Consider the following 16,752-nt stretch of genomic DNA (forward strand, 5'->3'; position numbering starts at 1 on the left):
AAAATGGTTACGCGTCCAGCGCGTTGAACTTCAGCCCAAGGGGCAGCGGCTCGATCGGCTCGAACGTCGTCTTCAAATGAACATGCCTCTCCGAAGCGGACGATTCGAAAATCGCAAACGATACCTTGAGCAGATGTCGGGCGATATCGCCGTTCGCGCGGTTCGGCCGCCCCGATTGGATCGCGTACGCCATATCCGCGACCCCGATCCCCCGGCTGTTCTCGGCGAACGGATGCGAGAACGGCATCTCCTTCGTTTCCCCGTTCGCCAGCTGCAGCTTGATCGGGCCGCTGAAGAAGTTCGGATCCGGCACGGTCAGATTGCCTTCCGTACCGAAGATCTCCATGCGCGGCAAGTAGCCGAAGCTTTCCTTGGCCGCTTGGAACGTGCCGACGGCGCCGGAATGGAAATCGAGCACGGCGGATACGTTCGTCGGCGCCTCGATCGGCACAGTCTGGCCATACGCCGGCGACTTCGGGTTGGACACCGTAATTTCCCGATTCAACTGCTGCGCCGAACCGGATACCCGGCGAACCGGTCCCAGCATCGTCAGCATCGCCGTCAAATAATACGGCCCCATATCGAAGAGCGGATCGCCGCCCAACTTCAAGAAATTCCGGAAATTCGGATGCATGCCCCCGCTCGAGTTGCCCATGACGATGACGGCGTTCGCCGCGTACGGGCGGCCGATCCAGCCGTCTTGAATGAGCTTGATGCACGTTTGGACGCCGGCTCCCAACATCGTGTCGGGAGCGCACCCGACGTATAACCCCTTGGACTTCGCCAATGCGAGCACCTCGTCCGCATCCTTCTCGGACAGAGCGAACGGCTTTTCGGTATATACATGCTTCCCCGCGTGCAGCGCTCTCAAATTGATCGGCGCATGCGCCGCCGGACTCGTCAGATTGAGCACGATATCGATCTCCGGATCCGCGAGCAGCTCGTCCAGGGTGCACACCTTCGGAATGCCGTACTCCGACGCCCGCTTCCGGGCCAGCTCTTCGACGCTGTCCGCGATCGCCGCGATCTCTAAAATATAATGGAACGTCTCGGTGCACGTTTTCAAATAAATATCGCTAATGACGCCTGCCCCGACGACTCCTACCTTCATTCTACGCATCGTCTCATCCCCTATATGGAATTGATGTTCCTGCTCTCATTATCGCCGTGCCGCCGGCGGATGACAATGGAGGAAAACGCAAATCATCTGGACGCATTTGATCCATCTTCCGATTTTCCTTCGAATCGCATCCCCTAAACTGGATTTCCTTGATTCGACGGATAGAAACAAACAAGCTTAGGAGCGGGCTCCTAAGCTTGATATGCGAGTTTACATCCAATGCATCTGAATTCGCCGATTCAGTTTCATTGCAGCACGGGGACTTGAAACCAAAGCAGTAAAAACACAGTGATGGGAATCGACAACGCATAGGCGGCAAGCGGGTTCTTATAATGGAGGCGAAGCATCGGAATCATCACAAGCAGGAAAGCCGCCGACCAACCGAAGTTCCAGCCATGACGATATACGCATTGCCCTAGCGCATTCATACATAATTCCCAAACCGCCCAGAGCGCCGCCCACGACAAGACATATTTGACCCGAGCCGCCACGCTGCTCCCTTCAGGATAGCGGTATAAGTAAATCAATATAAAGCTAGGATAAAATATAAACATGATAAAAAGGTTCATGGTCAAATGATTCGGCAGCAGGTTCGGCGGGGAAGGATACTCCCATAGCCGATGGTTCCAAGTAAACAAATTGTACAGCAAATCGAAAATGATAAAATAATGAATGGTCGGCAAATAGGTGCGCCAGTTGCGCCAATCCCCCCACCGCCATGCACATAGAGCAATCCCAATCCCGGCCGCAATCGGGAACACGAGCGCCCACCAACTTCCTGATTTTGTATAAAATGTATTATGTGCTCATTTATTATTTTTGATTCCCCCCACTCCTCCTGCTTTAGAAAATGGCTTTCGCTTCCCCGCTCATTCCCCGACCGTCTGACGGTCCGGCGCCGAGTACGCGATTATTATGCGGCAAGGCTCCCAACTCGTCACCTTGGCATTGTGGGGGACACCCCGCGGAATGCGAAGCATCATGCCCGGCTCCGGATTACGAACGATGCGGAGGCTCCGCCGCGATCGTCGATATACCATTTTCCATAACATACATTCACAGCGCTGCAGTTCATCCTGCCGGGGGGAAAGAAGGCCGAACCCTGAGAAGACTTCTCTCCGGATTCGGCCGACTGCTTCCATATTAATTGACATCGATCGCTTTGCCCGAACCGGTGTAAAGTTTCAGTTCGCCTTCCAGCTCGACTCGAATGACGGTAGCGCGTTCGTCCGCATATTCCTCCGGAAGGTCGATCCAGAGTATGCCGGGAACGTTCAACCAAGGCGCTCCGCCGATTTTCCGGAATCCCAGCTCCTTGCCGCTCTTGAGGATGTTAACACTCTTCACTGCATTGAACAGTCCCTTGACCGGCAAAGCTTCCAATGGTTTGTCGTAATAAAAGAGGTATAATACCGTTCGATCCTTGGAGAGCGTCGAGGCTCCGTTGTAGTGCCCTGCCGGCAGTCCCGCCATTGTTCCGTAGACGGCTTCCCCGTTCGGCTCCAACCATTCGCCCAACTGTAACAACCGGTCCTCCTGAACCGGGTCGATGGTGCCGTCCTCCAACGGCGCCACGTTCAGCAATACGTTACCGCCCATCCCGATACAGTCCGCGAACATGCGGATGATTTGACGCACGGATTTATAGTTTTGATCCTGCGGCTGATACCCCCACGAATCGTTCACCGTGAACCAGAATTCCCATTCTCCCTTCGGCGGCGCGATCGGGATGCCCTGCTCCGGGGTTTCGAAATCCCCCAAGCCGCACATACGGGAATTCAACACGACGTTCGGATTCAGTTCATGCAGAAGATCGCGCAATTCCGCCATCCGCCACTGCTCGGAGGAGCGCTCCCAATCGCCGTCGAAGCAGAACATATCGATCGTGCCGTATCGGGTCATCAATTCCGTCAGCTGCGCCCGGTGAAAGGCGAGGAACGACTCCCAACGTTCCGGACGGAGCTTGCCGTCCGCCGGATGTACGTAAGGACTGTGCACGAAGGTGCCCAACGCCATCTTCTGCAGATGGAGAGGACTGTACATGGTCGGATAGTCCGGGTGAGACCAGTCCAGATGCGAGAAGTAGAAGCCTACCTTCAATCCCTTCTTCCGCATGGCATCGCAATACGGTTGGACCAAGTCCCGGGCCGCCGGCGTCTTCTTCACGACGCTTAAATCGCTGACCGCCGTATCCCACAGCGCCACGCCGTCGTGATGCTTGGTCGTCAGGACGGCGTATTGCGCCCCGGCTCTCGCGAACAAGTCTGCCCAAGCTTCCGGATCGTAGCGACTCGCCGTGAACCCGTCGCATTGCTTCATATAATCTTCATAGCTGATCGATCCGTTAAAGAACGACCAAGATTCCGGAATACCGTTCACCGCGTAAATTCCCCAATGCAGGGAAATCCCGAATTTCGCATCCTTAAACCATTGCTGCATCATGGTCCATCGCCCCTCCTGTATCGTCATAGCCTAGGTACTCGAAGTCATCGAAATGGCCGATGCGCCCGTTCCTGCCGGATCCCGTACGCAGATCCCGATGAAAGGGCGAGTCGTGTCGCGCAGGGAAATAACTTTCGTCGCCAGGATGACGCGATCCCGCTTCCCTTGAAGGGCCTCTCCGATCCGCTCTCCGGACCTCCGTTGCCGTATTTCGACGCGGCGTCGATAAAATTGACGCCAAGGACATCCTCCTGAATTCCGGGGCTCATTCCGATAGTCGCAACGCTTCGGAAGACGCGCTGCGTTCGGCGGAAGTCGATTGATACCAATAACAAGTCCATTGATAATCCAACCATTCCTTGCCGTTCACGTTCGCGATGACCCCTTTCTTGGGACAACCGGCCTCCTGAGCCAATAACAAGCTCGTTCGGAACGGTACCGCGTCAAGGAGATGGAAGCGATACGCCGAGACGAGCCCTGCCGGCCGGCTTCCGTGCCGATCGTCTTGCAAATCCAAACATCCGTGCGCAGCGGACGACGTCTCTCCTTCGCGGTAGTAATATCCGCAGTTGTAATAGTCCTCGGTACCGGTACCGAGCCAGTTCGCCGTTGCGTACTGGTCTACATACATGTATTCGTTTCCTTCTTGGTGAAAATGCATATGCTTCGGCGCGCCGAGCTGCTTCATCACTTGATTCATCCCGACGAAGAGCCCCTCGCCCTTCACATGCAGCAGCGGGTACAACGTGCCGTAGGGGATCACTTGCCGCCGGTACTTGCAATGAAACCGGTAATTCGTATGCGGAGCGGCAACTTCCGTCCGAACGGCAAACCGGAGCGGAACCTCTGTCTTGAGCGGATTATATAGCCGAAGCGAACCTCCCGCAGCGAACGGCATCGGCATGGCGAAACGGAGCGTACGCGCCGTTCGAACGGCATACAGCGATTGAAACGGCCTGTCCTTGGAGCCTTGGCAGAAGAGATGCAGCAGCGGCACGTCGATCGCCGGCTCGTCGGCGCCGTCCCAGTACGCTTTCAAGACCAGAGACCGCAACGGCTCCAATCGCTCCGCTTCTACGATCAGCTCTCGGACGACGCCAGGCCCTTCGGTCAGGAACAACACGCTCTCCTCGCGAGGCGGCAAAGTCAACCGGTCGAATACGAGTCCTTCGGAGTCGGGCTTGCGATCCCATTCGTTCCGCAGCGAAGCCGCCATTGCCCGTTCTTCTTCGCTGAGAGGCAGCTTCGACGAACGCACCTCCGGGTGAGGCGGAAGCTTGAGGTGGTTAACCTGCCAATATAGGCTATCGGTTTGGCAGGACACGCGAATTTTACACGATTTCGCATAAAGAATCGGCCAATAACTCACCCTTCCGCCGCTGGACTCCCGATGATCCGATACGAGCGGTTTGCGGAAGGGGTCTTCTTCCCCCGCGAAGAATCGGCTCAGCGTCGTTCGGAGCAACGGCTGCTTCGCGCCGTCAAGAATGATTTCAAGCTCTCCGTCAAAGTCGCCGGCCGTCCAAAATCTAGTAATGCAGCCCGGACCTGCCTCGTCGACGAGCACCTTCCACTCCTTCCCCCCCTCCGACTCGGTACGAAGGAAATAGTTGCAGTCGCGCGGACCCATCTTCTGATTCAAGCTGGAAACCATCTCGGACCGTACGTTCGCCCAGAAGTCGAACGATGCGAGCGGCTCCGCCAACGCGCTCCACATGCGGGCGGTATCCATTGGAATTCCTCCTTCGATCAACCTCGGCGGGGATCGGGACGATGCGGGACCGCATCCCCGGTTTCCAGCAGGAACGTAAGCATACGATCTTTCAACTCGACCAGGACCGACTGCAGGGAAGGATCGTCGATCCGGTTCCGAACTTCCGCCGGGTCTTCGAGCATGTCGTACAATTCGTCTTGTTCATACAATCGCCGGATATATTTGTATCGCCGCGTGCGGCACATGACGGCTTTGCCGTGGGCGATATCGTCATGGACTTGCACGGAAAGCCTCGGCCAATACAGATCGGAATCGTCGGTCGCGGATTCAGTCTCCCTCGCGTGCGCCTCTTCGCGCAGTCTGCCGCCTTCGCAGAAGACGGCGTCGCGATGGTCCTTACGATCGCCAGCGAGGAGCGGAAGCAAGCTGCGGCCGAAGTGGGTATGCTTCGGCCGAATGTCCGCGAGCGCCTCTACTGTTGCCGGCATATCGATCAGCTCGACGAGCGCGTCGTTCACCCCGGGCTCGACGGGAACCGCAGACGGCGGTTTCACGATGAACGGAACGCGGACGAGACAGTCCTCGAACATGTTCTGCGCTTTCTCGACGACGCCGTAATCGCCGGTGTAGTCGCCGTGGTCGGAGAAGAAGAAAATCGCCGTCTCATCGTATATGCCCGCTACCTTGAGCGCCGCAACGAGCATGCCGAATTGCGCGTCCACTCGGGCGCACATGCCGTAATACGCCGCGCGGAGTTCCCTCCACCGCTCCTCGTTCCAGTCTTGCAACCCCTGCAGAGCGCGTATGCCCGTCAGCATCGCGGGTTTCCCGTCCGCTTCCGCGATTCTTGGAGGCAGCTTGCCGCGGTCGATGCCGCCGTACCACGGCTCTTCCACCCCGTAGGGCGGATGCGGATAGCCGAGCGCCAGGTAGAGGCAGAGCGGCCGATCCTTCGGACGGTTCGCGATCCGTTCGATGGCGCCGTCGATCGCGGCCCAGTCTCCGTCGTAACGAACGTCCTTCCCTTCGGATGCCTCCAGCTTTCCGGCGAAGAAGGAGTAGTATCCCGACATCCCCGCTTCGCATCGCCAGCTTTGATCGACGTGTAAGTCCGGCGCTTTGTCTCGCGGCGATCGATAACGAATATCGCAGACGGAATCGACCCCGGCATCGGCGGACACGAGATCGTTCTTGCCGGCCCACCAAACGAAGTAGCCCTCTTCCTTTAAGCGCCGCAGAAGAACCGGTTCGTCCGGTTTCATCATGTGATGCATCGTCCGATGCCCCCGCACGTGGGGATACCAGCCGCTCATGAAGGAGCATCGGCTGGGTGTGCACACCGGGCTCTGGCAGAAGGCGTGGCTGAAGGATACGGCGTCCGTCCGCACCATCGCGTCCAGGTTGGGCGTGACGGCGGCGGCGTTGCCCCTGTGCCCCAGGACGTCCCCTCGCCATTGGTCCGGATTGAAGAGTACGATGTGGGGCTTATTCATCCCCCGATCTCGACGGACAGCGGGTTGGCGAACGCGCGGTCTATCCCTTCCCTCGCCAAGTCGTTCGTTCTCGCGGCCCATGCCAGCAGGCGGTCCTGCATGGCTTCGATCGCCGGTCGATACGCGGGGTCGGCGATACGGTTGCGCAGCTCGCCGGGGTCCTCCAGCAGATCGTAGAACTCGTCGATTTCATGGGCCCGATAGACGTATTTATATCGATCGGTGCGAATGGCGCGTATCGTATTCATGTGAATCGTGGCGCCGTGATGCTCGACGACGATCTCGTCGCGCGGCTCCGATGGATCCCCGCGAAGCAGCGGTACGAACGAGCGGCTGTCAAGATGGTCGCGGCGCGGCGCCCCCGCCAGCTCCATCGTCGAATTGAAGAGATCCCCGAGCGTGACGAACCCGTCGACGCGCCGCGGCGCGAACCGATTCTTGCCGTAGACGACGAACGGAATGCGGATGAGATCGTCGACGGCGAGCTCGTTCTTGCCGACCAAACCGTGCCTTCCCATCAACTCGCCGTGGTCGCTCGTAAAGATGACGACGGTGTTCTCCAACTTCTCGAGCTCTTCGAGCTTGTTCATGATGCGCCCGAATGCGTCGTCCACCATCGTGACGAGACCGTAATATTTGGCCAACGCGCGGGCCATCGTCGGCCAATCGTTCCGAATGCGGCAATAATTGACGTCGTAATAATGCTTGCTATACGTGAGCGGTTTATCCCGATAGTCGTCCCGGTAGTTGTCCCACTCGGGCAGATCGGCGGGGTCGTACATTGAAGCGTACGGCTCGGGCACATGCCAAGGGACATGCGGTTCGATGCACGAGGCGAACAGGAGGAACGGTTCCGGCGATGCGGCGGTTTCCTCCAACCACCGCTCGACCGCGCTCGCGATGCGGAACACCTCCGACTGTTCGGGAGGGGAGCTTACGGTCGAGGCTAGAACATGTTCTCCCTTACGGTCGCGAAGCATGATCGGATCCGTCCGTTCGACGTCCCCCTCCCGAGGAGCGATTCTCAGGTTCGCGTCGAAGCCGTGCTCCTCCGGCTGCGAATGCCCTACGTGCCATTTGCCCGCGTACGCGGTCCGATAGCCTTCCTTCCGCAGCGCGTCGCCGATCGTCTCCATCCCTTCTCCGAGCTTGTTGCAGAACGCGAACGGCGAATGGGCGTTCTGCACCACCTTATGTTCATGCGGATGAAGTCCCGTCAGCGCCGTCGCCCGGGCCGGCGTACACATCGGGCAATTCGTGAAGGCGTTCGCGAACGCGACGCCTTCTTCCATATACCGGTTCAAATGAGGCGTCCGGCATAAGCCGTCCGCGCCAATCGTCTCTACGTGCTGTTGGTCGGTCATGAAGATGACAATGTTCGGTTTTCGATCCATGGGTTCCATTGCCCGCCTTTATTCTGTAATGTCCTCCGACGCGACGGTTCTCGGGCCGTCGACGATGTCCGGGTACGCGACGATGTCCGGCACTGCTTCTCCCGCCTCCGCCATTCTGCGCAGCAATCGCTCCTTCATGTGCTCCGCAACGCCGCGATGAGAGCGTTGGTTGATCAGGTTCGTAAGCTCGTACGGGTCTGCCTGGAGATCGTAAAGAAACTGCTCCGCGTACCGGTCCGATCCGCTGTCGTCGTACGGATGCCGATCGGGGGCCGTGACGCCGTACTTCCAACGTTTGGTGCGCACCGCTCTCGCGACTTGAGACTCGCTGATTTGTACGAAGACGTCGTCCGGCCAAGGCGCCGCTTCCGTATCGAGCCGCCGAAGCAGCGAACGGCCTTGCATGGTTTCGGGGATCGGCAGGCCGGCCGCGTCGAGCAGCGTCGGCGGGAGGTCGATCAAGCTGACCATCTCGTCGATCGTGCCGCGCCGGCGAAAGCCCGGGCCGGAGAAGCCGAGCGGCACGCGAATGGAGCTGTCGTGGCAGGAACGCTTGTACTCGCCGTTGCGGGTTTTGAAGTGACAGCCGTGATCCGAAGTGAAGACGACGATCGTGTCGTCGAGCATCCGCAAGCTCTTCAGCGCGTCCATGATCCGGCCCAACGCGTCGTCCAGCCGCTTGACCATGCCGTAATAGCCGTCAAGATGCTGATGCGCATTGCCTCCTAGAGCGGCCAGGTCGGGCGGAACGTATCGCGAGACGTAACGATTCCTGTACGCGTCCGGCGACGGGTAGTCGTCGCGGCTGTTCTGGTGATGCGGCTCAAGGAACGACAGAAACAGGAAGAACGGTTCCTGCGCGCTCTTCCGGCTGTCGAGATAACGAATCGCCGCGTCGGCGCAAGCATCCACGCGATAACCGGGAAGATCGACGGGCTCGTTGTTCGCATCGAACAATCTTGTGCGGTAGGCGTCGGACGTAAATTCGAGCACGTCGGCCGCCAGCCAGTAGCGGTAACCGCCCCGCCGTTCGATCGGCACGGGTTCGACGCCGGTTTCAGCCAGATGCCACTTTCCGATGTACGCCGTATCGTAGCCTCCTGCACGGAACTGCCCCGCCAGCGTCGGAAGCTCCGACGGGAGCGGGATGCCGTTGCGGTAGCAACCCGAAGTCGTGGCGTATAAACCCGTCTGCATGCAAGAACGGGCCGGCCCGCACACCGGCTGGCTGGTGAAGGCGTTCTTAACGAACGTGCCGCCGGCGGCCAAGCGGTCGAAATTCGGCGTCAGGTCCAGCGGATTTCCGTGCAGACCGGTCGTGTCCCAACGTTGCTGATCGGTAAAAAATACGAGGATGTTCGGCTTTCGGTGCGAGGTTTGGCGTTCCACGAAAATCCTCCTCCTTTATGCCTTCCATTGTACGCGGGGGCGACAAGCGGGCGACAGGTTCGATTCCGCACTTCGATGGCATTCTGATGACATGTTTAATTCATCCAACCGGAGGATGTCAGCATCCGATGCAAGGCGAGCGCCGCTTGCGCCCGGGTCGTCGGCTGCCGCGGCGACATCGTCCCGTCCCCCATGCCCTGGAGCCATCCAGCTTGCACCGCCGCCGCGACGGAAGGCTTCGCCCATCCGCCGATCGAGGTTGCATCGGCGTACGCCGACAGCAAGTCGGCGTACGCGGCGGCGTCATGCGATTCCATAGCGCCGATTAGGGAGCGTGCGCGGACGAGAGTCGCGGCCATCTGCTCGCGAGTGACCGGTTCGTCCGGTAGAAAGCGCCCGTCCGGGAAGCCTTCGATCAAACCGGCGGCTTGCGCGGCTGCGACGCTTTCGGCGTACCAGGCGTCCTCCCGCGTATCTTCGTACGACAGGGCGTTATCGACGGGCACCAGTCCCAAGCCTCGGACGAGCAGCGCCGCCCACTCGCTACGGCGGATCGATTCGTCGGGAGCGAAGCGATCGTCGGTGCGACCGCTGACGAGAAGCTTCGAAGCCAGCGCCTCGATGTCGCGTTGCGCCCAGTGTCCGTCAAGATCGGCGAACGGCTCGCGCTCGATGCGGACGATCGCGTAGACGCTGTTGCCGTTGCGGCGCAGCTCCGCGACCGTACCATCCTCCGTCTCCCGAAGCGCGGTCGGCACGAACGTCGGCCGTCCCGTCGCTTCGTCGATCGTCGCGCCGGCGGCCGACGAGCCGTCGACGCCGGACGGCAAGCGGAACGCGCGGACGGCGAACCGATCGCCGAAGTCGCGGATCGTGCGGACGCCGTCCTCGGACGCAACCGTTATGCGGAAAGCATACGGCGGCGCGAGGAAGCGGACGCCGTCGACCGACGGAGGCATCGACGGCTCGATGCGGATTTCGACCTCGCCGTCTTCCGTTCCGGCGAAGAGCGCGAGCGGCAGCTCGTACGACAGGTCGTCGCCGAGACGAAGCGACAGCGTCGCCTCCGGCGCCGAAGCCGCAGCCCGGGCCAACGCGCCGCCGTCGACGAGCAAGGCGCTGGCGCCTTCCGTCGAAGCGTCCATGTCGACGACAATCTTCCGTTCGCCGTCGGTCGTGTCGCGCGACGAAGCGACCGCCGCTTCGAACGCCGCCGCGTCGAGCTCGTATACCGCCGCGCCCGATGCGTCGGAAGGCGGCCGATTCTTCGCGAGGCCCGGCGGCTCGCCGGCCTCGTCGTTCGCCGGCGGCGAGTCCGGTCCGTTCCCGGCGGCCCGGACGTTCACGCGAACGGTCGCGTCCGCCTCGACGACGGCGCGGTTCCCGTCTGCGTCCTCCGTTCTTATCGTCGTCAGCGCGATCGTGCCGCTGCGGACGTCGAGCGCCGTGAAGCGCAGCTCGAGCAAGGCGGCGTCACCGCTGACTTCATCGTTCCCCAGCATAGTGAGGAACGCCTTCGCCGTTCCGTCCCCGCCGCCGGGCGCCGTTCCCGCGAAGCCTTCGACCGTCCCGCGCACGGCATCCAGCCGGAGCCACTCGTCGTCATACGTCACCGTCGCTTCCAGCGCGAACAGCCGCTGCAACCCGGCGCCGCGCAGTCGAACGACGACCGTCCCCCCCGCCGTCGCCGGCTGAATCGGCGCCTCGAGCGAGAAGCTCGGCGCCGCGGCCTCGGCCGCCTGCGCCGCCGGCGCGGGCGCAGCCGCCAGCGCGAGCGAGAGAGCGATGCAGCCGGCGAGCCATCCTCGAACGGCGCACGGCTTCCAGAATCGATTCATTATCCATTTCCGCATGTCATTCATCCTCTCCCTGATCCCTCGTCGATCGCGAACGGGCAAGCCTCGTTTGGCTTGCCCGAACGCTCCCTTCTTTTATGCGCAGCGTCAATCGAACATCTTCCTGGCCGCGACGCTCAGATCGAATACGTCGACCGCGCCGTCTCCGTTCAGATCGGCGAATTGCTTCGCCGTCCAATCCGAGTCGCCGGCGGACGCGCCGTACGCGGCGGCGAGGATGCCCAGATCGCCGACGTTGACCGCGCCGTTGCCGTCGATATCGCCTTCCGCGAAGTCGTTCCTGGCCGCCGCGAAGTCGGCGAGCGCTTCGTCCAGCATCGCCTTGGCCGCATTGACCTCGGACTGCGTCGCCGCGCCGTCCTGCGCCGTCGCCTGCGCGGCTTGGACGGCGCTCAGCAGCGCGGCTTTGACGCCGGGAGCGTATTGCGTCCGGAATCGCCCTTCGACCGCCTCGTCATGCAGCGCGATCGCCGTCGCGATCGTATCCAGCAGCGCCGTTCGATCGACCGCCGGAAGATCGATCCGATGCGTCGAGCCGACGGCCGGGACAACCGTCCCGTCGCCTCCGGCGAGCTCCGCCCGCACGATCGACACGTCCGCGGCGGCCGCCGCGTCCACAGGCTTCACCTCGAACACAAGCTGGAATTGCAGTCCGTCCTCGACGACCGCATGCTCGGCGCCCTCGCTGATCGCGACGATGCGAAGCGTTCCGGGCTCGTCGTCGTCGCGCTCGATCGCCTGCAGGCCGGTCCGGAAGCCGGTCGCGTCGACGAACGTCAGACGGTCGGCATCATAGACGAACGTAATGTCCTGCGCGTACACCGCTTCGAGCACGCTCGCCGAGAGATGCTGCAGACGGTAGTCGATCGTCACCGTATCGCCGGGCGCCGCCTCGGACGGCCCGCCGAGCTTCGCGGCGACCTGCAGCGCGTCGGACGTTCGAATCGACGTCTCCGGGCCGGACGTCGTCCACACCCCGTCCGCCTCGGCGAACACGCGGAACGTATAATCGGTGCCGTACGTCAGCTCCGTGACCGTGTACGTCGTCGCGTCCCCGGGTACGAACGCGGAGCCTTCCGCCCAGTCGATTCGATACCGGGCGATGCCGGAAGCCGCTTGCGCCGGCGTCCAGACGAGCGTCGCTTCGTCCGCGCCGACCGACGTCGCCGCGACGGCGGCGCCTTCCGGCCAGCTCGGTCCCGCGGCGGGAGCGCCGTTCGCGGACGACGCGAACGTCTCGATCGCCGCAAGCAGCGATTGCCGCGCGTCGTCGACCGCCGGCTGCGCCGCGGCGGGCGCATCGATGACCGCCCGCGCCGCGCCGATCGCGGCCAGAAGCGAAGCTTTCGCGCCGGCCGGATATTGTCCCTCGCCGGCGCCTTCGATCGCCGCGTCGTGCAGCGCCTTCCCGGACGAAACCGCGTCGGCCAAGGCCGTCTTGTCGGTTCCGGCCAGTTCGACGTACACGCCGCTTACGATCGCTTCCGTCGTCTGGATCGCTTCGTTCTGATGCGTGAAAGACACCAGCGACAGACCGGACGTCAGGTTGTTCGTCGCGTTGAACGTGTTCTGCGACCGCGCGACTTCCGTCCAGCCGTCGCCCGTCCGTACATATCCGATGAACGTCGTGCCTTCCTTCGTCAGCTTGATCTGCGCCGGGAATTCGATCGCCCCGCCCGCCTTCGTGAAGGCGGCCCCTTGGAACGTCGACCGCGTCACGAGCTCGAGCCGGCCGTCGGCGGTCGCTTGCAGCGTGACGCCTTTCGACTTGTCTTCATTGATGGAGCCGCGGATATGCAATCCCGCCGCAGCGTTCGGATGGGTTTCCTCCACCCCGAGAATCGTCGCGGTAATCGCAAACTTGTCGGCCGAGTTCGGCATATCGCGATGAACGAACGTAAAGCTGTCGTTCGAAGGCCCCATGCTGTCGCCGTTCGAGACGACGCGGAACGTCCCGTCGTCGAATCGGGCGAAGCCGGTCCGGCCGTTGCTGCCGAACGTCTTGACCGCCCACGGCGCCGGCACGTCGTTCGAGGCGTTCTCGAAGACAGCTACATGCAGCTTCTTCGTCTTCGTCGCGCCGCCGATCGTCACCGCGATTTCGATGAAGCTGCCGCCCTCCCGCAGCGCCTTGATCGTTCCGTCGTCTCCGACGGATACGACGTCCGGCCGTTCCGCCGTCACCTCGAGCTCGTCGGCTTCCGGCGCGACCTTGGCGTTGTTGGACAACACCGCGAGCACGTTCAGCGACGCCGACTGCCCGGGCTCCAGCACGCTCGCCGATAACGTCGCCTCGAGATCGGTCAAGACGGTAGCGACGATGTCGATCGCGATGCCGCCCGACGTCTTCTCGATGCCGTCGTACGACGTCGTCGCGGTCACCGTCGCGGCGCCCGGCGCCAACGCCCGGATGCGGCCCGCCGTATCGACGGACACGACGTCCGGCGCGCTGCTCGCATATACGGTCGGCGATGCGCTCAGGTCGAGCTCCTGACCGAACTGGTTAAACCATCGGATGCGCGTCGGCGCCTCCATGCCGATCTCCCATGCGCCGCGAGTCGTCGTCAACTCGACGCGGTCGAGCGCCGGCGACTCCGATCCGACGACGACTTCGACGGCGACGCTTCGCGTCGTCCCGTTCTTCGATGCCGCGGCGGTGACGACCGCGCTGCCTTCGGCGACGGCCGACACGGCGCCGTCCCCATCCACCGTCGCGACGGCCGCATCCGAGCTCTCGAAGGCGACCGTCAGGTCGGCCTCGGGAATCGCCTCGCCGAATACCGAACGGGCCGTTACGGTAAGCGACGCCGACTCGCCGACCGCCAGATGTATGCGGGACGTATTGAGCAGCGGCTGATCCGCGGCGACGGACGCGCGCGCCAATGCGTTGGCGTCGTCCGCGAACGCGTAGCCGGGCAGCAAACCGGCGCGATCGAGCGGCGCGTCCGCGAAGCCGATCTGCGCGTAGACGCTAGAGTCCGGTCGCAGCCGGTAATCGCCTTGTTGCCAATTCATGAAGACGGCTTCGGGGTCATCGACGAAGACGTTCCCGTCGAAGTTGCCGTACGTCGTCACCTGCGTATGCAGCTGCGCGCCTACGCCGTGTTGATTGACGATCAGATTGCGCGTGAATTCGTTATATTTCGGATCGAGCACCGGCAGCTCGTTCGTCAGCACCGCGAGCTCCGGATATCTCGTCCTCCACAGCTCGCCTTGATACGGCATCTGCAGCAAATTATCGAGCGAACGCTGGTTGTAGCCCGGCGTCTCCGGCGCCTGACCGCCGTATTTGATGCCCCGCACGTAATAATAGAGCGGGTTGATGATGACATTTTCATACACCTTATTGTTTCTTCCGCCATGCGTATAAAACGGGATCCCGACGTTCTCCATGACGTTTCCGTACACTTCCGTGCCGCTGACGTTGTCGTCGAGATAGACGGCGACGCCGCGTACATTGTGCCCTTCCCGCCCGATAATGTCGTGGAAATAATTGTATCGGATGACGTTCCCCCAGTAGGAGTAATCCGTCGCCGTGTAGATAGCCCCGGAATCGTTGGAATCCTGCAGGACGTCGAAAATCTCGTTATATTCGATTACATGGTCGTTGCCCGAAAAGTTGATGGCGTAGTGCGCCGAATCGTGAATGCTGTTATAAGCGACGCGCGTACCGACGCCGTCGATCCGGATGCCCGGCGCGTACGTCTTCTTAATTCTCGAGTAGGCATGAATGTGGTTGTTCGTGACCGCATGGCCGCTCGGCGTTAACGTCGGACGATGCCCGCCCGAGGCGATAATGCCGCCGGCTCCCGTCTGGAACACATGATTGCCTGTGATCGTATGATGACTGCCGCCCCCGACCTCGATCCCGTACAGCCCGGTATTCGAAATTTCGTTGTTCGCGATGACGATGCCGGCGCCGCCTTGGGTCTTGATTCCGGTGCTCCGCGTCACCCCGATCGTCAGATCGCGGAATTGAACATACGAAGCATCGACCGTCTTGACGATCGGCTTCGCGTTGAAGGACAACTCTACCGCGCTGTCCCCGTCGAAGCCGGCCGGGGGATACAAATACAGCTTCCCGTCCGCTCGATCCAAGTACCATTCCCCGGGAGCGTCGACCTCTTCCAACAGATTGTAGAAATAGAACCTTCGATGCTCCAGGTTCGGATTGATCCCCCACCAGGCGGATTGAAGACCCGCGACCGTTCGGGAAGCGGCGTCAAGCGCTTCGACCTTCATATTTTCCTCGGCCCAGTCGTAGAAGAAATATCCGAACATCCAGATATCGTCGGCTTCCGTCCACGCGAGCGCCCGATCCGAAGCGTCGTTGTAGACGAAGGTAGGACCGTCGTCGAGCGTACCGCTGTTACCCGGAGTACCGGCGTCCACGATGCTGTCGATCCTCAGCCAATCCGCATTCGGATACCGTCCGAGCGTCATCTCTTCTCCGTCGACGAACAGTTCCATCATCGACGGCACGAGCGGCCAGCCTTGACCTTGATGGACGATGCCGCCGTAATCCTCGCTCGGGATTCCGATTGCCGGCAAGTCCGCGACGATCACATGAGCCGCTGCGCCGGCCGGCAATCTCCCGACAACCTCCGGATCGACCGCGGACGAGAACGCGCCCGCGTCGAGCCGCTTGCCTCCAAACAGACGTGCCTGTTCTCCCGGATACGAGCGATACACGATCGGCGCTTCCGCCGTCCCGGAATCTTGCTCCTCCAACAGGAAGCTATCGTCCAGGATCGGGTACTCTCCTTCCCGCAAATACACCGTGATTCCGCCCGCGGGAAGTCCGGACAACTGTTTCGTGTCGCGAATATGGTCCCGGGCGCGCTCTAACGTCAGAAACGGACGTTCGCTCGTCCCGTCTCCGGCGCTGTCGTCGCCGTCCGGCGCGACGTACAGAGCAAGTCCCGGAGCCGCCTCCGAAACTTCCTGCGCCGAGGCGCCGACCGCCGAACCGAATGCCGCCGTAAAGCAAATCGCGACCGTCAGCATCAGGGTTAAGCCTTTCTTCCACTGCTTTCTCATGCTCCCGTCATCCCTCCAACAAGTTGTTATATATGCAATCCCGGCGGCCCGCCCGCGAGCGAACCGCCGGAAACCTGATGACTATCGCTTGATCGCGCGATAGTGTTTGCGCTTTCATGAATAGCCGGGATCCCTCCTGTTCCGCAAAGCGGATGTTTTCTGTAAACGATTACAAACAAAGGTTTGGCATTGACGCCGTTCGGCCCGCTAATCCGTTTCGCAGTTCCCATTGTAGTGCTTCGCTACCCGGAAACGGAATGCTACAAAACAGACATGCATGCAGTTTTCATGACACCTTTCGCGA

At 61.3% G+C, this 16,752-nt stretch carries 9 protein-coding genes; all 9 read right to left on the reverse strand.

Annotated features, from left to right (window positions below; genetic code table 11):
* Nucleotides 1–7: 7 nt before the first annotated feature.
* A complete protein-coding gene (locus FE782_RS00115) occupies nucleotides 8–1,120 on the reverse strand; it encodes a Gfo/Idh/MocA family protein (protein WP_138191279.1) in 1,113 nt (370 codons plus the stop codon).
* A 245-nt stretch (nucleotides 1,121–1,365) separates the two neighbouring features.
* Nucleotides 1,366–1,881 (reverse strand): CBO0543 family protein, encoded by a 516-nt coding sequence (locus tag FE782_RS00120; RefSeq protein ID WP_138191282.1) that lies wholly within the window; start codon nucleotides 1,879–1,881, stop codon nucleotides 1,366–1,368.
* Nucleotides 1,882–2,263: 382 nt separating this feature from the next.
* Nucleotides 2,264–3,562, reverse strand: coding sequence for an alpha-L-fucosidase (locus FE782_RS00130; protein ID WP_138191284.1), 1,299 nt, complete (start codon nucleotides 3,560–3,562; stop codon nucleotides 2,264–2,266).
* Nucleotides 3,563–3,827: 265 nt separating this feature from the next.
* Nucleotides 3,828–5,294, reverse strand: a complete 1,467-nt coding sequence (locus FE782_RS00135) for a DUF2961 domain-containing protein (RefSeq protein ID WP_138191286.1) — start codon at nucleotides 5,292–5,294, stop codon at nucleotides 3,828–3,830.
* A gap of 17 nt (nucleotides 5,295–5,311) precedes the next feature.
* A complete protein-coding gene (locus FE782_RS00140) occupies nucleotides 5,312–6,769 on the reverse strand; it encodes a sulfatase family protein (protein WP_138191288.1) in 1,458 nt (485 codons plus the stop codon).
* Nucleotides 6,766–8,163 (reverse strand): sulfatase-like hydrolase/transferase, encoded by a 1,398-nt coding sequence (locus FE782_RS00145; protein ID WP_158299178.1) that lies wholly within the window; start codon nucleotides 8,161–8,163, stop codon nucleotides 6,766–6,768. Before FE782_RS00145 ends, FE782_RS00140 begins: the two co-directional genes overlap by 4 nt.
* Nucleotides 8,164–8,181: 18 nt before the next feature.
* Nucleotides 8,182–9,552, reverse strand: a complete 1,371-nt coding sequence (locus tag FE782_RS00150; protein ID WP_138191292.1) for a sulfatase family protein — start codon at nucleotides 9,550–9,552, stop codon at nucleotides 8,182–8,184.
* 95 nt (nucleotides 9,553–9,647) lie between these two features.
* Nucleotides 9,648–11,405 (reverse strand): S-layer homology domain-containing protein, encoded by a 1,758-nt coding sequence (locus FE782_RS00155; protein ID WP_158299179.1) that lies wholly within the window; start codon nucleotides 11,403–11,405, stop codon nucleotides 9,648–9,650.
* 90 nt (nucleotides 11,406–11,495) lie between these two features.
* Nucleotides 11,496–16,448, reverse strand: coding sequence for a right-handed parallel beta-helix repeat-containing protein (locus FE782_RS00160; RefSeq protein ID WP_138191297.1), 4,953 nt, complete (start codon nucleotides 16,446–16,448; stop codon nucleotides 11,496–11,498).
* Nucleotides 16,449–16,752 lie beyond the last annotated feature (304 nt).

Source organism: Paenibacillus antri, from assembly GCF_005765165.1.
GTDB classification, from domain to species: Bacteria; Bacillota; Bacilli; order Paenibacillales; family YIM-B00363; genus Paenibacillus_AE; species Paenibacillus_AE antri.